Consider the following 19,879-nt stretch of genomic DNA (forward strand, 5'->3'; position numbering starts at 1 on the left):
GGAGGCTGGGATGCCGTTGTCAGCAAGTCCTGTCATCCGCCGGGTACGGCTCGGCGCAGAGTTGCGCCAGCTGCGCCGTGGGGAGTCGCTCACTTTGGAACAGGTCTGTGGTCAGCTCGGGTGGGCGTCCACGTCGAAGTTGTCCCGTATCGAGCTGGGTCAGAGTCGGCCGGACCTGGCCGACGTGCTCGACCTGCTCGACGTCTACCAGGTGCCGTCGCAGCAGCGCGAGGCGCTGATCGTCATCGCCCGGGACGCGGCGGCCGGTCGCGGCTGGTCCAGAGCGCTGGGCGAGATGGGGGAGCGGCAGCGCGCGTACGCGGAGCTGGAGGCGGGCGCGGCGGGCATCGTGGAGTACCAGCCGGCTGTGGTGCCCGGGTTGTTGCAGACCCCGACGTACGCCCGGCTGCGGCTGACCGCCGCCGCGCTGATCTGTCCCGAGCTGGATCTGGAGGCCGAGGTGCGGGCCCGCGCGTTGCGGCAGCAGGTGCTGCGTCGGGCCGACCCGCCGCACTACACGGCGCTGCTGGACGAGCGGGTGTGCGCGCCGGTCGGTACGCCGGTGGACGTCTGGCGGGAACAGGTGCGGCACCTGGTGGCGCTGTCGGAGCTGCCGCACGTCACCATCCGGCTGGTGCCGCGCGACGGTTCGCCGCATGACGGCGTGCACCCGTTGGCCGGCTTCTCCTGGTACGTCTTTCCCGATCCGGCGGATCCCCGCACCGTGATGGTGGAGACGCTCACCACCGACCTGCGGTTGGTCGCCGAGGCCGACATCGCGCGGTACGAACGCATGGTCGACTGGCTGTCGGCAGCGGCGCTGCCGGCGACGGAGACCGTGTCGATGTTGGCCCGGCAGGCCGAGCGGCCGGACATCCCCCGGCCCGCCGACCCTGTCGAGGAGGCCCCGGCGTCTGGGGAGAGGGTCCCGGCGGTGGGCCGCGACGCGGAGCGGCTCGCGGGCTGACCCGCTCTGTCGGGCGTGCGGGCGCGGCGACGCGCGGCACGGCGGGCCCGGCGCGCCCCCGAGCCCGTCGGGACCGCCGGCCGCGCGTCGCGGGCACCATAGTCGAGAGGTACGACACTTCCCGCGCACACGCGGTCGCGCACGCCCCTGGATCCGCGCGCGGTGTCCTCAGGCGGGTACGTCGGCGAAGTGCTCGACCAGCGGCGGGCCGGCGAAGTACGGGCCGATCAGCCCACGCCACTGCGCGAAACGCTCGGTCTGCCGGAAGTTGACCTCGTGCGCCTCGACCGAGTCCCACTCGACCAGCAGCACGAAGCGCGAGGGGGACTCGACCCCCCGGGTCATCCGGACCGACCGGCAGCCCGCCGTGTCACGCAGGACCGGGTACGCCGTGCGGTATGCGGCGGCGAACTCGTCCTCCTGGCCGGGAACCACGTCGATCAGGGCGACTTCAAGCACCATCTCAGCAGCCTCGCACGGCGGGTGGGCGGGGGTGGCCGCAGGGGTCTGTTCCGTCGTCGCTCGGCGATCCAGGGTGAGCGCGCGAGGGCGGGGAGGACCTCCTAGGAACTCGTGGGCGCGCCCAACGCACGGGACCTGGGTGGTCTGGTCGGGGCGCGGGGACGACGGGTGCGGCCGGGGCGGCTGATCCGTACCCCCCGCTGGGGCGGCTGACCGACGACGGCCTGACGGTGCTGGCCGGACTCGGCCCGGCCGCGTGGTAAACCTGCGGGACCACGACGCCGGGTACGCGCAGGTGCGGCGGGTGCACGGGTCGTTCGACGCGTACCTGCGGGACGGGCTGGGGGTCACCGACGAGACGGTGGCGGCGTTGCGGGCGAACCTGCTGGAGTGAGGCGGTGGCGGTCGCGCCAGAGTCGGGCGGAGACGTCGGCGACCAGCCGGCGGGCGTGCGCGTCGGCCGGACCGCTGGGTTGCTGCGCGGCCAGCGGGGTGGTGGTGCACACGACCAGCAGGTACGGGTCGGCGTCGGCGGGGAGGACCACTGCCGCGCCGTGGCGTACCCCGCGTACCCAGCCGTTCTTGTGGGCCAGCCGGGTGCCGGCGGGCAGCCCCTCGGCGATGTCCTGGCGGACCTGCTGGGCACAGAGCACGTCGAGCATCGCGGCGCAGGCGGCGGGTGAGGCGATCGGCCCGGGGCGGGTGGCCCCGATGGCGACGGCCCGCAGCAGGGCGGCCAGGTCGGCGGCGGTGACCAGATTGGTGATACCCGCGTCGCGGGCGGCGAGGTCCTCGATGCCCCGGGCGGTGACGCTGTGCCGGGCACCGGCCGCCGCCCAGACCTCGGCCAGGGCGGGTCGGCCGACGTGTTCGACGACCAGGTTGGTGGCCAGGTTGCTGGACCGGACGATCATCCGGTCGGCGAGCCAGCGCAGCGGCACCGACTGCCCGATCCGGTCCCAGACGTCCTGGTCGTTGTCGTACTCCCGGACGCAGGAGAACGCGGGTGCGTCCGGCCGGGCGGAGGTGAACCGGTTGCAGACCGGCACCGGGGTGTCCAGGTCGAGCTGTCCGGCCTCGGCGGTGCGGTGCAGCGCGGCGAGCACCGCGAGTTTCATGGTGCTCGCCGCGTAGTGGGTGACCTCGGCGTGCCGGGTCCAGGTGGGCGGGGCGTCGAGGCGCCCCGCGTACACCGAGATCGTGCCGGGTTCCCGGTCCAGCCGCGCGTCGAGGTCGTCGGCGGACATCGCAGGGGTCAGCCGGCGTGCTTGCGGCGGGCGGCGGTGCGCGCCCGCTGGGTCTGGTCGAGCACGACCTTGCGCAGGCGTACGGCGGCGGGGGTGACCTCGACGCACTCGTCCTCGCGGCAGAACTCGAGGGCCTGCTCCAGCGACAGCTTGCGCGGCGGGATCAGCTTCTCGGTCTCGTCGGCGGTGGAGGAGCGCATGTTGGTGAGCTTCTTCTCCTTGGTGATGTTGACGTCCATGTCGTCGGAGCGGGAGTTCTCCCCGACGAGCATGCCCTCGTACACCTCGGTGCCGGGCTCGACGAAGAGCTGGCCGCGCTCCTGGAGGTTGGTCATCGCGAAAGCGGTGACCGCGCCGGACCGGTCGGCGACCAGCGAGCCGTTGTTGCGTGTCCGGAGCTCGCCGAACCACGGCTCGTACGACTCGAAGACGTGGTGCAGGATGCCGGTGCCCCGGGTCTCGGTGAGGAACTCGGTGCGGAAGCCGATCAGGCCGCGCGCCGGGACCAGCCACTCCATCCGGATCCAGCCGGTGCCGTGGTTGACCAGTTGCTCCATCCGGCCTTTGCGGGTGGCCAGCAGTTGGGTGATCGCACCGAGGTACTCGTCGGGCGAGTCGATGGTGAGCCGCTCCACCGGCTCGCAGGTCCGGCCGTCGATCTCCCGGGTCACCACCTGCGGCTTGCCGACGGTCAGCTCGAAGGACTCGCGGCGCATCTGCTCGACCAGGATCGCCAGCGCCAGCTCGCCCCGGCCCTGCACCTCCCAGGCGTCCGGGCGCTCGGTGGGCAGCACCCGCAGCGACACGTTGCCGACGAGTTCCTTGTCCAGCCGGTCCTTGACCATCCGGGCGGTGACCTTGGCGCCCTTGACCCGGCCGACCAGCGGCGAGGTGTTGGTGCCGATGGTCATCGAGATGGCCGGCTCGTCGACGGTGATCAGCGGTAGCGGCTGCGGGTTCTCCGCGTCGGCGAGCGTCTCACCGATCATGATCTCGGGGATGCCGGCGACGGCGATGATGTCGCCCGGGCCGGCCGAGTCGGCGGGCTTGCGCTCCAGGCCCTCGGTCATCAGCAGCTCGGAGATGCGGACCCGCTGGGTGCTGCCGTCGGTGCGGCACCAGGCCACGCTCTGGCCCTTGGCGATGGTGCCCTGCCGCACCCGGCACAGCGCGAGGCGGCCGAGGAACGGGGAGGCGTCGAGGTTGGTCACGTGCGCCTGGAGCGGGGCCTGCTCGTCGTACGCGGGCGGCGGGATGGTGTCCAGCAGGGTGCGGAACAGCGGCTCCAGGCTCTGGCTGTCCTGGGGGACCGAGCCGTCGGCGGGCTGGGTGAGCGAGGCGATGCCGTCGCGGGCGCAGGCGTAGACGATCGGGAAGTCGATCTGCTCCTCGTCGGCGTCGAGGTCGAGGAAGAGTTCGTAGGTGTCGTCGACGACCTCCTTGATCCGGGCGTCGGGACGGTCCACCTTGTTGATCACGAGGATGATCGGCATCCGGGCCTTGAGGGCTTTGCGGAGCACGAAGCGGGTCTGCGGCAGCGGGCCCTCGCTGGCGTCGACCAGCAGCACCACGCCGTCGACCATGGTCAGGCCGCGCTCGACCTCGCCGCCGAAGTCGGCGTGGCCGGGGGTGTCGATGATGTTGATGGTGACCGGGTCGGAGCCGTCCGCCGGCAGGTAGCGCACGCCGGTGTTCTTGGCGAGGATGGTGATGCCCTTCTCCCGCTCCAGGTCCATCGAGTCCATCACCCGCTCGGTCACCTCGCCCCGGGCGCCATAGGCGCCAGCCTGCCGCAACATGGCATCGACCAGGGTGGTCTTGCCGTGGTCGACGTGAGCGATGATGGCGACGTTGCGAAGGTCGGTGCGCAGCTGCATGAGCTCCATCCTCCCGCCTGCGCGGTAGCCCCGTGGCGTCGGGGTCACCGGAGAGCGGGGCCGTACGTGACGGAGAGCACTGTCACACTTACCGGGCAGTCCTGCCGAGGTGATCCGGGGGTGCCGTGCACGACCTGCTGAACTCGGTGCAGAGCCTGCCACCGGGGCTGATCTACGTGGTGGCGGCCCTCGTCGTGGCGGCCGAGACGGCTCTGATCGTCGGGCTGGTCGCGCCCGGCGAGGCCACCCTGCTGTTGGTGGGCTTCCTCACGTACACCGGCACGTTGCGGCTCGGCCCGGCGCTGGCGGTGATGATCGTCGCCGCGGCGGCGGGGGACGCGGCGGCGTTCCGGGCCGGGCGGCGCTACGGGCCCCGGTTGCGGGCCGGCCGGTGGGGCGCGCGGGTGGGGCCGCAGCGGTGGGCCCGGGCGGACGCGATGCTCGGGCGGATGGGCGGCCGGGGTGTGCTGACTGCCCGCTGGGTGGCGTTCGCCCGGACCCTGGTGCCCCGGCTGGCCGGCGCCGCGGGGATGCCGTACCGCCGGTTCGCACCGTGGAACCTGGCCGGGGTGGTGACCTGGGTGGGCGGGTCGGTGCTGGTCGGGCATCTCGCGGGCGAGTCGTACGAGACGGTGTCGCGGCTGCTTGGCCGGGCCACCGGCGCAGTGCTGGTGCTGATCGCCGCCCTGCTCGTGGTGGTGCTGGTCGGGCGGTGGCTGGGGCGTAACCCGGACCCGGCATGGACGTTGTTGACTCGGGCCGTGGGGCTGCCGCCGCTGCGCTGGCTGTCGGCCCGGTACGGGCTGCTGTTCTTCCTGCTCAGCCTGCGGCTCGGCCCGGCCTGGGCGTTGCTGGCGAACCTGGCGGCCGGGGTGGTGCTGCTGTTCGTGGTCGGTCTGGTGATCGCCTGGACGCTGCGGGCGGTGGTCCGCCACAGCGGTCTTGCGCTGGTGGACGGGGCGATCGCGGGCTGGTTCGCGGCCCGGCGTACGCCCGACGCGGTGGAGGCGACGCAGGCAGCGGTGTCGGTGTTGCGCGGGTCGTCGCTGATCGTGGTGGTCGCGGTGGTGGCGTTGGTGCAGGCGTGGCGGCACCGGCCCTGGCAGGCGGACCTGCTCAGTGTGGTCGGCACGGTGGGCGCGTTCGTGCCCCTGGTGGTGTTGGCGGTGGTGGCCGACCTGGCCGCCGGGGGCCGGACGGTGCTGTTCTCGACCCAGAACGTGGTGGTCACCGCCAGTCTCTGCACGCTGGCCTGGCTGCTGTCGCGGGGTGCGCGTTGGCCGCTGGCGGTGGCGGCCTGGACGGTCGCGGCGGCCGGGGTGGTCGCCATCGGCGGGGCACGGCTCTACCTGGGCGTGAGCACGGCCAGCGGCACGGTGGGCGCGGTGCTGTTGGGCGCGGCGTGGCCGGCGGTGTTCATGGTCGCGTGGGCCACCCGGGACCGGGCGGTGACGGCCGCGTCGGGGCGCGATGCGGGCTTCGGCGGGACAGTGTAGCCGAGTAGGGGTTGACCTGGGCGGGGTGAATGTGCGCGCTCCGGATCACGGTCGACGGCTGTTAGGGTGCGGCGGGCTCGTCACTGCCGAAGGGGGGCGACATGGGACGGAGCGTCACCAGGCTGGGCGTCGCGTTGCTCGCCGGACTGTTGGTGGCGACAGGGGGTGCCTGCGCCAGAGTGGACGCTTCCGCGCCGGAGGCGCCGGCGCCGGTCGTGTTGCCGCAGGAGGCGACGGAGCCGACGCAGGCCGCCGTGGCGGAGGTGCCGGACGAGGCGAGTCCCACGCCCACGGCGGTCCAGTCGATGGGTGCCGCGCCCCGGTCCGCTGCCGCGCCGTCGCCAACGGCGGCCAGTGCGAAGCCGACGCCGCGACGCAGCGCTCCGGCGCCTCGGGCGGTGCCGAAGCCGCCGACGGAGACCAACGTGCCGCCGAAGCCGCCGAAGCCCGCGGCCAGCGGCTGCCGGCCCACGTACAAGGGCGAGCAGGCCAGCCGGGCGCAGGCCAAGGTGGCGTTGACCGACGCGGCAGGCCGGACCTACTGGCCGACCTCCGCGCCGGACATCCGCGTCCCGCTGAACCTGATCACGGCGACCGCGTGGCAGGAGAGCGGGTGGCAGTCCAACATCGTCGCCTGCGACGAGGGCATCGGCCTGATGCAGGTGATGCCGGACACCGCGACCTGGATGAACCAGCGGTTCGGGCAGAACTACGACGTGTGGGACTACCGGGACAACGCCTACCTCGGCGGCACCTACCTGGCCTGGCTCACCAAGTACATCGGTGACATGTACTTCGACGCCGACTACCGGCTGGACGCGAGCCTGTGCACCTCGGGCGTACTGGACTCCTGTCTGCTCAACGCGGTCATCGCCGCGTACAACTTCGGTCACGGGGCGGTGGCCCGCCCGGGACAGCCGCTGGCCATCCCCAACCCGAGCTACGTGCGCAACGTACGGGCGCTCATGACGGAGTGCGTCTGCTTGGGGTTCTGATCGCGGGTGATCCGACCGGGCCACCAGAACTTCTCGCCGAGCAGGAACGCCAGCGCCGGCACGACGACCGTGCGGACGAGCAGGGTGTCCAGCAGGACGCCGAGGCAGACGATGATGCCGATCTGGGTCAGCGTGATCAGCGGCAGTACGCCGAGCAGGGCGAAGACCGCGGCGAGCAGGATGCCGGCGCTGGTGATGACGCCACCGGTGGCGCGGAGCGCGGAGAGCATGCCGTCGCGGGTGCCGGTGGCGCGGGCGTCCTCCCGGGCCCGGGTGACCAGGAAGATGTTGTAGTCCACGCCGAGCGCGACGAGGAAGACGAAGGCCAGCAGCGGGACCGTGGTGTCCAGTGCCGGGAAGCCCAGCACGTGGTCGAAGAGCAGCCACGCGCCGCCGAGGCTGGCGAAGTACGACGCGACCACGGTGACCACCAGCAGCACCGGGGCGATGATGCCGCGCAGCAGCAGGACGAGCACCGCGCCGACCAGCAGCAGGATCAGCGGCAGGATCACCCGCAGGTCCCGGTCGTCGGCGGCGGCGGAGTCGTAGTCGCCGGCGACGCTGCCGCCCACCACGGCTCCGGACAGCTCGTCGACACCGGCCGGGGTCGGGGGCGCTGATCCGGGTACTCCGGCGACGGCGTCGCGCAGCGCGGCCAGGGTGCGGTCCGAGGCGGCGGTGCCCGGTTCGGCGTCGAGGACGACGTCGATCTGGGCGACGGCGGGTCCGGCCGGGCCGGGTCGGGCCGAGGCGACCCCGTCGACCGTGGTGGCGGCCTCCGTGACGGCCGGCACCGCGCCCGGGTTGGTCATCACCGCGACGGGTTGGGTGGTGCCGGCGGGGAGGGCACGGCCGAGGGTCTGCGCGCCGGCCACCGCCTCCGGCTGCACCCGGAACTGCTCGGTCTCGGACAGGCCGGTGCGGATGCCCACCCCACCGAGGGAGAGCGCGGCCAGCAGCAGGGTGGCCAGCGCCGCGACCGGCACCGGGCGGCGGATCACGGCGGCGCCGAGGCGACCCCAGATCCGGCCCTCGCGGCCGACGCTGCCGACCTCGGGCACGAGCGGCCAGAACAGGCGGCGACCGCCGAGCACCAGGGCGGCGGGCAGCACCAGCAGCGCCGAGGCCATCGCGAGCAGGATGCCGGTGGCGCAGGCCACGGCGAGGGCACGGTTGAGTTCCCGCTCGCTGAGCAGCAGCGTGAGTACGCCGAGCATGACGGTGCCGCCGCTGGCCAGGATCGGCTCGGCGGTGCGGCGCAGCGCCTTGCGCATCGCGACGAAGCGGTCCGCCTCGCGGCGGAGTTCCTCCCGGTAGCGGGCGATGAGCAGCAGGGCGTAGTTGGTGGCGGCTCCGAAGACGAGGACGCTGGCGATGCCGGTGACGGCGCCACCGGCGAAGTTGATGCCGACCGCCGGGATGATGGTGTCCAGGACGCGCAGGGTGATCTGCTCGGTGGCCGCCACGATGGCCAGCGGCACCAGCCAGAGCAGCGGGCTGCGATAGGTGACCAGCAGCAGGACCGCGACGACGGCGGCGGTGAAGGCGAGCAGGGTGAGGTCGGCGCCCTCGAAGACCTTGGTGAGGTCGGCGGTGAACGCCGGCCCGCCGGTGACCTCGACGGTCAGCTCCCCGGGCAGCGCGGTGAGCGCCTCGCGGAGTTCCGCGACCCGTTCGGTGACCGCCTCCTGACCGCCGGCGGTGGACATCGGCACGGCGACCAGGGCCACCGTGCCGTCGGGGGAAACCTGGGGCGGGGCGGCCTGGCCGCCGACGGCGAACTGGCCGAGCCCGGCGGAGCCGCTGGTGATCGCGGCCTGGTCGGCGTCGGTCAGCGGAGCGTCGTCATCGCGGCTGACCACCACGACGGCAGCGGCGACGTCACTGGCGGGAAGTTCGTCCTGGAGCAGCTCGACCTGGGTCGACTCCCAGCTCTCGGACAGCCCGGTGGCCGAGACCGGCGCCGGGTTGTCGGGGGTGGGCAGGGCGAAGACGAGCGCCCCGGCGACGACCGCCAGCAGGACGGTGAGCCAGGCTGCGCGGCGGCTGCGCGCCACGCGGGTTAACACGGACATCCGTAAAGCCCCTCGGACAGGTCTCTCGACAATCATGTATCTAGACAGTCGAGAGTTTCACCCATCAAGATAGCTGTGGCAACCACTGCCGGGGTGAGAATCTCGACAGCTGTGGTGAACGCCGGGCTGGGTATGCTCCGAACCCGGGCGTTCGGAAGGGGAAGCGGCGCGACGTGGCGGCTCAGGGGATGTACCGGCGGCGGGATACCCGTCGGGACCTGCTGATCGCTGAGATCACCGCCGAGCTGCGCCGCTACGGCGTGGACGCCCAGCACGTGGGTCACGCCTTCGCCGGGCAGCACGGCCTCAACGTCACCGACCTGCAGGCCCTGATCGCGGTGATGGACGCCGAGCTGACCGGTGCGCCGATCACCCCCGGGCGGCTCGGCGAGCACCTCGGCATCTCCTCCGGATCGGTCACCGCCCTGATCGACCGGCTGGAACGGGCCGGGCACATCCGGCGTGACCGGGATCCCACCGACCGGCGCAGGGTCCTGCTCCGCTACGCCGACCGGGGCGCCGCGCTGGCGATGGACTTCTTCCGGCCGCTGGGCGAGCGCACCGACCGGGTGATGAGCGGCTTCCGCGACGACGAGCTGGAGGTGGTGTACCGCTTCATCACCGCCATGGGCGCCTCGCTGCGGGAACACCGGGACATGGTCCGCGCCGCCCGACCCGAGTCGCCCCGACGCCGGACGGACTGACCCGATGTGGGATCGGCTGACGTCCACGCTCGCCGGCGCCGCGTTACGGCTGCCGCCGGCGCGAACCCGGCGGATCACCGTCACCCGGGACATCCCGGTGCGGGCCCGCGACGGGGTGAACCTGCGCACCGACCACTACCGCCCCGACCTGATGGACGCGGCCACCGTGCTGATCCGTACCCCGTACGGGCGGGGCGGGCCGATGCGGCTGCTCTGCCGGCTCGCCGCCGAGCGTGGATTCCACGTGGTCATCCAGTCCTGCCGGGGCACCTTCGGCTCCGGCGGGTCCTTCGACCCGTTCGTGTTCGAGCGCGACGACGGGCTGGACACCCTCGACTGGCTGCGCCGGCAGCCGTGGTGGCGCGGTGCGTTCGGCATGTTCGGCGCGAGCTATCAGGGCTTCGTGCAGTGGGCGCTGGCCGCCGACGCGGGTCCGGAGCTGCGGGCAATGGTCGCCGTCGCCACCGCCTCGACCACCCGCGACTCCACCTACGCGGGTGAGTCGTTCGCCCTGGACACGGTGCTGACCTGGGTGGAGCTGCTCCAGGCGCAGACCGTGCCGTGGCTGGCCCGGCAATGGGAGCTCAAACGGGGGCAACCCCGGCTGGCTGCCGCCCTGGCGCACCTACCGCTGGTCGAGGCGGACCGGATCGCCACCGGGGGCACCGTGCCGTTCTTCCAGGAGTGGCTGGAGCACCACACCCCGCAGGCCGACTACTGGCGTACCCGGGTCTTCGACGACCGGCTCGACCGGGTGCGGGCCCCGGTGGCGATGGTCAGCGGGTGGCACGACATCTTCCTCCCCGCCCAGTTACGGGACTACGCTGCCGTGCGCGCCACCGGAGCCCGGCCGCGACTGGTGGTGGGCCCATGGACCCACGGCAGTCCCGGCCTGTTCGTGGCGGCACTGCGCGAGGGGCTCGGCTGGCTCGACGAGCATCTGTTCGACCGCACCGCCGAGCCGGTGGACGAGCCACCGGCACGAGCCGGCCGGGACGCGGGCGTCGGCGCGCCGGTGCGGGTGCACGTGGGTGGTGTCGGCGGCGGGTGGCGTGACCTGCCCGACTGGCCGCCGCCGGCCCGGCCCACCCGCTGGTTTCTGCACCCGGGCTCCGCCCTGCGCACCTCGGCGGCGGTGCCGTCGCCGCCGGACGGCTTCTGGTACGACCCGACCGACCCGACCCCGTCGCTGGGCGGCCCGCTGCTGGTGGCCCAGCGCGCCGGGCCGTTCGACAACCGCCCGGTCGAGGCCCGTCCCGACGTGCTGACCTGGACCACCGACCCGCTGGACAGCGCGGTCGAGGTGATCGGCCCGGTGCGGGCGGAGATCCATCTGCGCAGCGAACTGGCCCATCTGGACGTCTTCGTGCGACTGTGCGACGTGGACCGGCGTGGCCGGTCCTGGAACGTCTGCGACGGGCTGGTGCGGGTCGACCCGCAGCGGTTTCCGCCCGACGCCACCGGCACGGTGGCGGTGCCGGTGGAGATGTGGCCGGCGGCCCACCGGTTCGCCGCCGGGCACCGACTGCGGTTGCAGGTCTCCGGCGGTGCCCATCCCCGCTACGCGCGCAACCCGGGTACCGGCGAGCCGCTCGGCGCTGCCATCACTCTCCGTGGTGGACGGCGGGAGATCTTTCACGATCCCAGACGTCCGTCCGCAGTGGTCCTACCGGTCGTCCACTCTGCCTCACAGCCTGTTCCAAGCTGAATAAAGCGGCTCTGAACTGGGCATTCGTCCAGAAGTGGGGCTATGGTGGGAGTACGCCCGGCGCTGTGCAACAGATGGCCGGGAGCGCTTGTGCAGCCTTCCTATCGCGCACGCGGTGTCACTGCCGTGCCCGGCCCCCGACGAATCGGCAGAGGGGGACTCATGACGCGGGCACCGGCAAACCTGATGGCCGTCCGCAGCTTGCTGCTCAAACACCTCAACCGCGACCCCAACCGGGTACGCGACGAGGACCTGGAACCCAACGAGGTGGGCATCGTCGGCGACGCCAACCACCGTGGGGGCTACCACTGCGGGTCGGACCGGGTCGTCTCGAACGACTACTCGGTGGTCGAGTCGCCCCGGGACCGCAACGGTCTGACCCTGGACGCGGCCGCGCTGGACGTGGGCATGTTCCGGGTCAGCAGCCGCGGTCGCACCCACGACCTGTTCACGTTCTCGACCTGGTGTGTGGCCCAGTGCGTCGCCAACACGGCGGACACCCGGGACATCCGCGAGATCATCTACTCGCCGGACGGCAAGGTGGTGCGGCGCTGGGACCGGCTGGGGCGGCGCAGCACCGGCGACCGTTCCCACCTGTGGCACACCCACTTCAGTTTCTTCCGCGACTCGATCAAGGCGGGACGTGGCCAGACGCCGCTGTTCCGCCGCTATCTGACCACCATCGGACTCATCACGCCGGAGCAGGAGGACCCTGACATGACCCCCGAGGAGCACAACTGGCTCAAGACCGTTCACCGCAACCTCACCGTCCTGGACGGGCGCAACCCGATCGGGCAGACGTACACCCGGACGACCATGGGTGAGGACCACACCGACCCGACGTTCAAGGTCGGGCACCCGACGCTGCGCAGCCTCGGCGCGCAGTTGACCGCATTGCAAGCCGCGGTGGAATCGCTGGCCAGCCGCGACTTCACCGACGAGCAGGCGATCATCAGCGGCGTACTGGCGGGCCTCACGCCCGAGGAGATCGCGGCGGCGATCCCGCCCACCGTCGCCGAGCAGGTCGTGCAGGAGCTCGGCCGACGACTGGCCGCCTGACGGTCCGGCGTGTGGCGGCGGCCGATCCACCGGCCGCCGCCGCCCCGGCACGGGTCACATCGGTCGGACGTTGTCCGCCTGCGGCCCCTTCTGCCCCTGGGTCACGTCGAACTCGACCTTCTGGCCCTCGGTCAGTTCCCGGTAGCCACTGCTCGCGATCGCCGAGTAGTGGACGAAGACGTCCGGGCCGCCACCATCCTGTTCGATGAAGCCGAAGCCCTTTTCCGAGTTGAACCACTTCACGGTGCCGGTTGCCATGCGTTCTCTCTCCCTGTTCCAGGCGGGCGACCGCCCGCTCCACGCCGGTGGCCGCCCGATACCTTCCCGACAGTAACCGGTAGATAGCGGATTTGCCGGGCGAAGCGCCTCAGGGAGTCGACGATGGCGTGAGCCGGGCGGTGGAGAGACGGATCAGGGATGACCCGGAGCACACCACACGCATTGTGGGTAGGAATCCCGATGTCGACACCGGCGGTCAGGCAATAGCGTACGAGGCATGGCGAACCAGTTGGCCCAGGTCGGGGAACTTCCCGTCGCCCTGTTGATGGCGGTGCTCGGGGTGATCATGCTCTTCGACGCGGTTCCGCTGTTCGGTGTCCTCGTCCCCGGCGACGTCGCGATCCTCGCCGCCGTGGCGGTCGGCACCCCGACCACCGGGCTGGCGACCTTCGTCTCCGTGATCGCCGGATGCCTGGCCGGATGGTCCCTGACCTTCCTCGTCGGCCGGCGGTGGGGCTTGGACCTGCGCCGCAGCCGCTTCGGCGACTGGGTCGGCGAGAGCCGCTGGGCCACCGCCGAGGCCATCCTGCGCCGTAACGGCGGACGGCTGGTGTTGGTCGCCCCGTTCCTGCCGGTGTTCAACGCGCTGTTGCCGCTCGCCGCCGGCGGCCTGAACATGTCGTACCGGCGCTTCCTCGGCTTCGCCTCGCTCGGCGCGGGCGCGTGGGCCGGGCTCTACCTGGCGGTGGGCACCGCGTCGCGGTCGCTGGCCGGACTGCTGCCCAGCGGCGCCAGCCCGATGCTGGTCACCATGGTCGGCGGCCTGCTGCTGGCCGCCCTGGTGCTGCTCGGCGTGCGGCGTCGGCTGCGTGAGGTCACACCCTGACCTGCGGACACCGGTCCGGATCCGGCGGCTGCGTATCGAACCCGGACCGGCGTCGGCCGGGTCACCAGCCCCGGGCGCGCCACTCGGCCAGGTGCGGGCGTTCCGCGCCGAGCGTCGAGTCCCGCCCGTGGCCCGGATAGAACCAGGTCTCGTCCGGCAGGCGGCCGAACAGCTTGTGCTCCACATCGTCGATGAGCGCGGCGAAGCGCGCCGGGTCGCTGTCGGTGTTCCCGACGCCGCCCGGGAAGAGGCTGTCGCCGGTCCACAGGTGCGGGGTGCCGGCCGGGTCGCGGTAGAGCAGCGCCACCGAGCCCGGCGTGTGCCCCTTGATGTGGATGACCTCCAGCGTGCAGTCACCCACCGGCACCGTGTCCTCGTCGGCCAGGGTCTGCGCCTCGATCGGCAGGCCCGCCGCGTCGTCGGCGTGCACCAGCGCGCGGGCCCCGGTCGTGGCGACGACCTCCTCCAACCCCACCCAGTGGTCCATGTGCTGGTGGGTGGTGACCACGGTGTTCAGGCCGCCGTCACCGATCAGCTCCAGCAGCCGGGGCGCCTCGTTGGCCGCGTCGATCAGCACCTGCTCGCCGGTGTGCCGACAGCGCAGCAGGTACGCGTTGTTGTCCATCGGACCGACCGACACCTTGGTGATGGTCAGGGCGTCGAGTTCGCGTACGGCCGGCGGGCCGCCGGGGGTGACTTCTCCGCTGTAGGTCATCGCTTCCTAGATCCATTCCGGTGGGCGGGGCAGGTCACCGTCGGGGGTGACGGTCAGGGCGGTGCCGGTGCTGCGGCCGGTCAGCCAGGCGGCGAGTTCCGCGGCCGGACCGGTGACGACGGGCGCCCCCGCGCGCTCGCCCACCACCAGTTCGTGGCCGGCGCCGTCGAAGCGCAGCACCACCGGCGGCGCGTCGTCGCGGCCGGCGAACCCGGTGGACACCTCGTGCAGCAGCCGGTGGCCGAAGGTCGGCGACCAGTCCGCCGGCCGGTACCCGGCGGCCAGGTCGACGTGGTGGACCTCCAGCTCCCGGAGCCGTCCCCAGACCAGTAGGGCGGCCGGCCAGGGGCCTCGCCGGGTCTCGACGGTGGCCGCCCAGGCCGGCACCGGCATCGCCGCGACCGCCTCGGCGAACCGGTCCGCGCTGCGGCGCAGGTCGTCCAGGTGTTCCTCGGGCGGTCGGGACGCGCCTGCCTCGATGTCGGCGTCGCGTGCCTGCGCGCTGGTGTACTGCGGGATCGGCTCGCCGGTGCGTGCCGAGGTGAGCAGGTTGGCGAATCCGTCGGCGTTGCGGCAGAGGTGGGCCAGGACGTGGCCGCGGGTCCAGCCGGGCAGCAGCGACGGTGCAGCCAGGTCGGCGGCGTCGAAACCGGCAGCCGTACGCAGCAGCCGGGCGGTGGCGTCGGTCACGTCACCGGTCAGCAAAAGGGGATCCGTCGTCACGTTCCGACCCTAGCCGTCCGGGCGTGCCGCGTCGCCGGGGAATTCACTTCCGGCGCGGCGTCGCCGGGCCTACCGTCTGCGGTGACTGACGACGCCGGTGTGGAAGAGGTGGCGGTCGAGCATGAGCATCACGTTGACCGCCCTGGGCTGGGATGCCGAACGGGCGGCACACCTTCGACGGATCCGTACCGATCATCGTCTGGGCCGGGTGGCCCGGGTCGACCGTGGGGTCTGCACCGTCCTGACCGAGGCGGGGCCGGTGCGTGCCACCTCGGGTGGGGCGGTGCTGGTCGCCGCCGCCGGTGATCCCACCCGGCTGCCCGCTGTGGGTGACTGGGTGCTGCTCGGGCGCTGGCCCGACGCCCGGGTCACCGTGGAGGCGGTGCTGCCCCGGCGGACCGCGTTGGTCCGGCGGACCGCCGGCAAGGACGCCGGTGATCATCTGCTGGCCGCCAACCTGGACGTGGCCGCCGTGGTCGAGGCGGTGCACCCGGCACCCGACGCCGCCCGCGTCGAGCGGCTGCTGGCACTGGCCCACGAGTCGGGCGCCCGTCCCCTGGTGGTGCTGACCAAGACCGACCTGGCGGCCGACCCGGTCGCGGTGGCGCGGCAGCTCGCGACTCTCGCCCCCGGGGTGCCGGTGCTGCCGGTCAGCGCCGAGCGCGGGACCGGGCTGGAGCCGTTGCGCGCCGAGGTCGGCCCGGGTCGCACCCTCGGCCTGCTGGGGCCTTCCGGTGCGGGCAAGTCGAGCCTGGTCAACGCGCTGGCCGGGGCGACGGTGATGCCCACCCAGGCGATCCGGCGGGTGGACGGCAAGGGCCGGCACACCACCACCTGGCGGGCGTTGGTGCCGCTGCCCGGCGGCGGGGCGGTGGTGGACACCCCCGGGGTTCGGGCGGTCGGCCTGCTGGACGGCGCGGCCGGGCTCGACCGGGCCTTCGGCGACATCGCCGCCCTGGCCGGCGAGTGCCGGTACGGCGACTGCGGGCACGAGGCCGAGCCGGGCTGTGCGGTCCAGGCGGCGCTGCGGGACGGTGAGCTGACCGCCCGGCGCTGGGAGAGCTGGCGGCGGTTGCACCGCGAGATCGCGCACGAGACCCGTCGCCGCGCTGCCCGCCGGAGCCGCCGCCGGGGCAGATTGTCGTAGGGCAGGTCTACAGTTGCCGGGGCGCTTTCTCCGCGCCGGCACAACCGCTGGGGCCACCTCCCAAAACGTGGGGTTCGCTCCGAAAGCGGACAGATCTTCCTTCGACATTCTCACCGGGAGTACACGGACCGTGGCCGACCGTTTGATCATTCGTGGCGCACGCGAGCACAACCTGCGTGACGTCAGCCTCGACCTGCCCCGGGACGCCCTGATCGTGTTCACCGGGCTGTCCGGGTCGGGCAAGTCGAGCCTGGCCTTCGACACGATCTTCGCCGAGGGGCAGCGCCGTTACGTCGAGTCGCTGTCGTCGTACGCGCGGCAGTTCCTCGGTCAGATGGACAAGCCGGACGTCGACTTCATCGAGGGGCTGAGCCCGGCGGTCTCGATCGACCAGAAGTCGACCTCGCGCAACCCGCGCTCGACCGTCGGCACCATCACCGAGGTCTACGACTACCTGCGGCTGCTGTTCGCCCGGGTCGGCGAGCCGCACTGCCCGGTCTGCGGCGAGCGGATCTCCAAGCAGAGCCCGCAACAGATCGTCGACCGGGTCCTGACGATGACCGAGGGCACCCGCTTCATGGTGCTCGCCCCGGTGGTACGCGGCCGCAAGGGCGAATACGTCGACCTCTTCTCCGAGCTCCAGGCCAAGGGGTACGCCCGGGCCCGGGTCGACGGGGTGGTGCACCAGCTCACCGACCCGCCGAAGCTCAAGAAGCAGGAGAAGCACACCATCGAGGTGGTGATCGACCGGCTCAGCGTCAAGCCGAGCGCCAAGCAGCGGCTGACCGACTCGGTCGAGGCGGCGCTCGGTCTCTCCGGCGGTCTGGTGCTGCTGGACTTCGTCGACCTGGCCGAGGACGACCCGGACCGGGAGCGTCGCTACTCCGAGCACCTGGCCTGCCCGAACGACCACCCGCTGGCGATCGAGGACCTGGAGCCCCGGGTCTTCTCCTTCAACGCGCCGTACGGCGCCTGCCCGGAGTGCACCGGCCTGGGCACCAAGAAGGAGGTCGACCCGGAGCTGGTCGTCCCGGACCCGGAGCGCAGCCTGCGCGAGGGCGCGATCCAGCCCTGGGCGACCGGGCACAACCTGGAGTACTTCCTGCGGTTGCTGGAGGCGCTCGGCGAGGCCGAGCACTTCACCGTCGACACCCCGTGGCGAGCGCTGCCGTCGCGGGCGCAGAAGACCATCCTGCACGGCTCCGACGACCAGGTGCACGTGCGCTACCGCAACAAGTACGGCCGGGAGCGCTCGTACTACACCGGTTTCGAGGGCGTGGTGCAGTGGATCGAGCGCCGGCACTCCGACACCGAGTCGGAGTGGTCCCGGGACAAGTACGAGGGGTACATGCGCGACGTGCCCTGCGCGGCCTGCGGCGGTGCCCGGCTCAAGCCGGAGGTGCTCGCCGTCACGCTGGCCGGGCGCAGCATCGCCGAGGTGTGCAACCTGTCCGTCGGTGAGTGCGCCGACCTGCTGGCTGGCATCGAGTTGACCGACCGGCAGAAGCTGATCGCCGAGCGGGTGCTCAAGGAGATCAACGCCCGGCTGCGCTTCCTGCTCGACGTCGGTCTGGACTACCTCTCCCTGGACCGGCCCGCCGGCACCCTCTCCGGTGGCGAGGCGCAGCGCATCCGGCTCGCCACCCAGATCGGCTCCGGACTGGTCGGGGTGCTCTACGTGCTGGACGAGCCGTCGATCGGGCTGCACCAGCGGGACAACCACCGGCTGATCGAGACCCTGGTCCGGCTGCGTGGCCTGGGCAACACGCTGATCGTGGTCGAGCACGACGAGGACACCATCCGCACCGCCGACTGGATCGTGGACATCGGTCCCGGCGCGGGGGAGCACGGCGGGCAGATCGTGCACAGCGGCTCGGTGCCGGAGCTGCTGGCGAACCCGGAGTCGATGACCGGGGCGTACCTGTCGGGTCGCCGGGAGATCCCGATCCCGGCGGGGCGTCGTTCGCAGACGCCGGGGCGGGAGCTGGTGGTGCACGGCGCCCGTGAGCACAACCTGCGCAACCTGACGGTGACCTTTCCGCTCGGCCAGTTGATCGCCGTCACCGGGGTCAGCGGGTCGGGCAAGTCGACCCTGGTCAACGACATTCTCTACGCGGTGCTGGCCAACCAGATCAACGGTGCCCGGCTGGTGCCGGGCCGGCACACCCGGGTCGGCGGGCTGGAGCACGTGGACAAGGTCGTCGGGGTCGACCAGTCACCGATCGGCCGGACGCCCCGCTCGAACCCGGCCACCTACACCGGTGTCTGGGACCACGTGCGCAAGCTGTTCGCCGAGACCACCGAGGCCAAGGTCCGGGGGTACGGGCCGGGTCGGTTCTCGTTCAACGTCAAGGGCGGGCGCTGCGAGGCGTGCTCCGGCGACGGCACCATCAAGATCGAGATGAACTTCCTGCCCGACGTGTACGTGCCGTGCGAGGTCTGCAAGGGCGCCCGGTACAACCGGGAGACCCTGGAGGTGCACTACAAGGGCAAGACCGTCTCCGACGTGCTGGAGATGCCGATCGAGGAGGCGGCCGAGTTCTTCTCCGCCATCCCGGCCATCCACCGGCACCTCAAGACGCTCGTCGACGTGGGCCTGGGCTACGTCCGGCTGGGCCAGCCGGCGCCGACCCTCTCCGGTGGTGAGGCGCAGCGGGTCAAGCTCGCCTCCGAGTTGCAGAAGCGGTCCACCGGGCGGACGGTGTACGTGCTCGACGAGCCGACCACCGGCCTGCACTTCGAGGACATCCGCAAGCTGCTGCTGGTATTGGAGGGGCTGGTCGACAAGGGCAACACGGTGATCACCATCGAGCACAACCTCGATGTGATCAAGAGTGCCGACTGGCTGATCGACATGGGTCCGGAGGGGGGTCACCGGGGCGGCACGGTGCTCGCCACCGGCACCCCGGAGGAGGTCGCCGAGGTGACCGAGAGCCACACCGGGCAATTCCTGCGTTCCGTGCTCAAGCTCGACGGCGCCGCCAAGGGCGCGACGGCGGCCACCACCCGGGCCGCGAAGGCCAACGGTGCGAAGGCCAACGGCACCAAGGCGCGCGGTCGCAAGGCCGCCGCCGCCCGCTGATCCGCAGCCCGGCCGTCGCCCGTGACGGCGGCCGGGCGTACCCGTTGGGATGTGCCCGAGCGGCCGATCGGGTGAACCACCGGGCAGAGTGGTGCGTGTCGTGAGACGTGACCACGGATCATGCACGGTGGTAGCCGAACAGAGAAGCGAGGCGGCATGAGTGACGATCAGGTGCTGGCCGGCCCGGACGCGCGTACCCGACGGAGCCTGCTGACCGGCGTGGGCGCGGTCGGTGCGGCGGTGGTGCGGTCTTCGCCGCGCAGGGCGTGGTGATCACCCAGCCCAGTGCCGGCGAGTTCAAGGGGTTCGACCCGATCTGCACGCACCAGGGCTGCCCGGTGTCGAACGTCGACGGCGGGACGATCAACTGCACCTGCCACGGCAGCAAGTTCTCCATCGAGGACGGCTCGGTCAAGGCCGGCCCGGCGACCACCGGCCTGCCGCCCAAGGAGGTCAAGGTCGACGGGGACCAGATCTCGCTGGCCTGACCGGGGCTCGCGGACACGGGCGCGGCCGG

The 19,879-nt window shown here is 72.3% G+C and carries 17 protein-coding genes and 2 pseudogenes; 12 read left to right on the plus strand and 7 right to left on the minus strand.

What is annotated here, in order from left to right; all coding sequences use genetic code 11:
• Positions 1-10 precede the first annotated feature (10 nt).
• Entirely contained in the window at positions 11-967 is a 957-nt protein-coding gene (locus ID554_RS24480) for a helix-turn-helix domain-containing protein (RefSeq protein WP_117227139.1), read from the plus strand.
• Between the two features lie 168 nt (positions 968-1,135).
• On the opposite strand, the gene ID554_RS24485 is transcribed toward ID554_RS24480, so the two are convergent.
• Positions 1,136-1,429, minus strand: a complete 294-nt coding sequence (locus tag ID554_RS24485) for an antibiotic biosynthesis monooxygenase family protein (protein ID WP_117227140.1) — start codon at positions 1,427-1,429, stop codon at positions 1,136-1,138.
• 111 nt (positions 1,430-1,540) lie between these two features.
• Between ID554_RS24485 and ID554_RS31935 the strand changes: the two are divergent.
• Positions 1,541-1,703 (plus strand): annotated as a pseudogene (locus ID554_RS31935) (tyrosine-protein phosphatase); the annotation flags it as partial.
• Between the two features lie 21 nt (positions 1,704-1,724).
• The gene (locus ID554_RS32830; RefSeq protein WP_317985233.1) at positions 1,725-1,823 is read left to right on the plus strand and encodes a tyrosine-protein phosphatase; all 99 of its coding nucleotides are present in this window, start codon (positions 1,725-1,727) and stop codon (positions 1,821-1,823) included.
• Here ID554_RS32830 and ID554_RS24495 read toward each other — a convergent pair.
• Both ID554_RS24495 and typA read right to left on the minus strand, forming a co-directional pair.
• Positions 1,777-2,676 (minus strand): serine hydrolase, encoded by a 900-nt coding sequence (locus tag ID554_RS24495; protein ID WP_117227141.1) that lies wholly within the window; start codon positions 2,674-2,676, stop codon positions 1,777-1,779. The two genes, ID554_RS32830 and ID554_RS24495, sit on opposite strands and share 47 nt — an antisense overlap.
• 8 nt (positions 2,677-2,684) lie before the next feature.
• On the minus strand, positions 2,685-4,553 hold the full coding sequence (gene typA / locus ID554_RS24500) for a translational GTPase TypA (protein ID WP_117227220.1): 1,869 nt from the start codon (positions 4,551-4,553) through the stop codon (positions 2,685-2,687).
• A 125-nt stretch (positions 4,554-4,678) separates the two neighbouring features.
• Here typA and ID554_RS24505 point away from each other — a divergent pair, with 125 nt between their 5' ends.
• Both ID554_RS24505 and ID554_RS24510 read left to right on the plus strand, forming a co-directional pair.
• Positions 4,679-6,049, plus strand: coding sequence for a DedA family protein (locus ID554_RS24505; RefSeq protein ID WP_117227142.1), 1,371 nt, complete (start codon positions 4,679-4,681; stop codon positions 6,047-6,049).
• A gap of 101 nt (positions 6,050-6,150) precedes the next feature.
• Complete coding sequence (locus ID554_RS24510; RefSeq protein WP_117227143.1) at positions 6,151-7,044, plus strand: lytic transglycosylase domain-containing protein; 894 nt, start codon at positions 6,151-6,153, stop codon at positions 7,042-7,044.
• Here ID554_RS24510 and ID554_RS24515 read toward each other — a convergent pair.
• Entirely contained in the window at positions 6,990-9,119 is a 2,130-nt protein-coding gene (locus ID554_RS24515; protein ID WP_117227144.1) for an MMPL family transporter, read from the minus strand. The two genes, ID554_RS24510 and ID554_RS24515, sit on opposite strands and share 55 nt — an antisense overlap.
• Positions 9,120-9,307: 188 nt before the next feature.
• Here ID554_RS24515 and ID554_RS24520 point away from each other — a divergent pair, with 188 nt between their 5' ends.
• The 3 genes from ID554_RS24520 (at position 9,308) to ID554_RS24530 (ending at position 12,590) form a co-directional block, all read left to right on the plus strand.
• Positions 9,308-9,823 carry a MarR family winged helix-turn-helix transcriptional regulator gene (locus ID554_RS24520; RefSeq protein ID WP_117227145.1) on the plus strand — a complete coding sequence of 172 codons (516 nt, stop codon included), beginning with the start codon at positions 9,308-9,310 and terminating at the stop codon, positions 9,821-9,823.
• 4 nt (positions 9,824-9,827) lie between these two features.
• Positions 9,828-11,531 (plus strand): CocE/NonD family hydrolase, encoded by a 1,704-nt coding sequence (locus tag ID554_RS24525; RefSeq protein WP_117227146.1) that lies wholly within the window; start codon positions 9,828-9,830, stop codon positions 11,529-11,531.
• A 162-nt stretch (positions 11,532-11,693) separates the two neighbouring features.
• On the plus strand, positions 11,694-12,590 hold the full coding sequence (locus ID554_RS24530) for a hypothetical protein (protein WP_117227147.1): 897 nt from the start codon (positions 11,694-11,696) through the stop codon (positions 12,588-12,590).
• Between the two features lie 54 nt (positions 12,591-12,644).
• Here ID554_RS24530 and ID554_RS24535 read toward each other — a convergent pair whose 3' ends face one another.
• On the minus strand, positions 12,645-12,848 hold the full coding sequence (locus ID554_RS24535; RefSeq protein WP_111219891.1) for a cold-shock protein: 204 nt from the start codon (positions 12,846-12,848) through the stop codon (positions 12,645-12,647).
• Between the two features lie 238 nt (positions 12,849-13,086).
• Here ID554_RS24535 and ID554_RS24540 point away from each other — a divergent pair, with 238 nt between their 5' ends.
• Positions 13,087-13,695, plus strand: coding sequence for a DedA family protein (locus ID554_RS24540; protein WP_117227148.1), 609 nt, complete (start codon positions 13,087-13,089; stop codon positions 13,693-13,695).
• Between the two features lie 61 nt (positions 13,696-13,756).
• Here the strand turns inward: ID554_RS24540 and ID554_RS24545 are convergent, their stop codons facing one another.
• Positions 13,757-14,410 (minus strand): MBL fold metallo-hydrolase, encoded by a 654-nt coding sequence (locus ID554_RS24545; RefSeq protein WP_117227149.1) that lies wholly within the window; start codon positions 14,408-14,410, stop codon positions 13,757-13,759.
• A 6-nt stretch (positions 14,411-14,416) separates the two neighbouring features.
• Positions 14,417-15,133 carry a maleylpyruvate isomerase family mycothiol-dependent enzyme gene (locus tag ID554_RS24550; RefSeq protein WP_117227150.1) on the minus strand — a complete coding sequence of 239 codons (717 nt, stop codon included), beginning with the start codon at positions 15,131-15,133 and terminating at the stop codon, positions 14,417-14,419.
• A gap of 121 nt (positions 15,134-15,254) precedes the next feature.
• On the opposite strand from ID554_RS24550, the gene rsgA reads away from it, so the two are divergent.
• The 3 genes and pseudogenes from rsgA to ID554_RS24565 form a co-directional block, all read left to right on the plus strand.
• Positions 15,255-16,280 carry a ribosome small subunit-dependent GTPase A gene (rsgA, locus tag ID554_RS24555; protein WP_117227151.1) on the plus strand — a complete coding sequence of 342 codons (1,026 nt, stop codon included), beginning with the start codon at positions 15,255-15,257 and terminating at the stop codon, positions 16,278-16,280.
• Between the two features lie 130 nt (positions 16,281-16,410).
• On the plus strand, positions 16,411-19,362 hold the full coding sequence (gene uvrA / locus ID554_RS24560; protein ID WP_117227152.1) for an excinuclease ABC subunit UvrA: 2,952 nt from the start codon (positions 16,411-16,413) through the stop codon (positions 19,360-19,362).
• A 236-nt stretch (positions 19,363-19,598) separates the two neighbouring features.
• Positions 19,599-19,850, plus strand: a pseudogene (locus ID554_RS24565) (Rieske (2Fe-2S) protein); the annotation flags it as partial.
• Positions 19,851-19,879: the final 29 nt, after the last annotated feature.

Source organism: Micromonospora craniellae (assembly GCF_014764405.1).
Classification (GTDB): Bacteria; Actinomycetota; Actinomycetes; order Mycobacteriales; family Micromonosporaceae; genus Micromonospora; species Micromonospora craniellae.

What these genes read in the sequence shown, in the direction of transcription:
- ID554_RS24495 (WP_117227141.1), bottom strand. Translation starts at nt 2,676, where the DNA reads ATGTCCGCCGACGACCTCGACGCGCGGCTGGACCGGGAACCCGGCACG.
- ID554_RS24540 (WP_117227148.1), top strand. Translation starts at nt 13,087, where the DNA reads ATGGCGAACCAGTTGGCCCAGGTCGGGGAACTTCCCGTCGCCCTGTTG.
- ID554_RS24520 (WP_117227145.1), top strand. Translation starts at nt 9,308, where the DNA reads ATGTACCGGCGGCGGGATACCCGTCGGGACCTGCTGATCGCTGAGATC.
- typA (WP_117227220.1), bottom strand. Translation starts at nt 4,553, where the DNA reads ATGCAGCTGCGCACCGACCTTCGCAACGTCGCCATCATCGCTCACGTC.
- ID554_RS24545 (WP_117227149.1), bottom strand. Translation starts at nt 14,410, where the DNA reads ATGACCTACAGCGGAGAAGTCACCCCCGGCGGCCCGCCGGCCGTACGC.
- ID554_RS24525 (WP_117227146.1), top strand. Translation starts at nt 9,828, where the DNA reads ATGTGGGATCGGCTGACGTCCACGCTCGCCGGCGCCGCGTTACGGCTG.
- rsgA (WP_117227151.1), top strand. Translation starts at nt 15,255, where the DNA reads ATGAGCATCACGTTGACCGCCCTGGGCTGGGATGCCGAACGGGCGGCA.
- ID554_RS24515 (WP_117227144.1), bottom strand. Translation starts at nt 9,119, where the DNA reads ATGTCCGTGTTAACCCGCGTGGCGCGCAGCCGCCGCGCAGCCTGGCTC.
- ID554_RS24510 (WP_117227143.1), top strand. Translation starts at nt 6,151, where the DNA reads ATGGGACGGAGCGTCACCAGGCTGGGCGTCGCGTTGCTCGCCGGACTG.
- ID554_RS24480 (WP_117227139.1), top strand. Translation starts at nt 11, where the DNA reads ATGCCGTTGTCAGCAAGTCCTGTCATCCGCCGGGTACGGCTCGGCGCA.
- ID554_RS24485 (WP_117227140.1), bottom strand. Translation starts at nt 1,429, where the DNA reads ATGGTGCTTGAAGTCGCCCTGATCGACGTGGTTCCCGGCCAGGAGGAC.
- ID554_RS24535 (WP_111219891.1), bottom strand. Translation starts at nt 12,848, where the DNA reads ATGGCAACCGGCACCGTGAAGTGGTTCAACTCGGAAAAGGGCTTCGGC.
- ID554_RS24530 (WP_117227147.1), top strand. Translation starts at nt 11,694, where the DNA reads ATGACGCGGGCACCGGCAAACCTGATGGCCGTCCGCAGCTTGCTGCTC.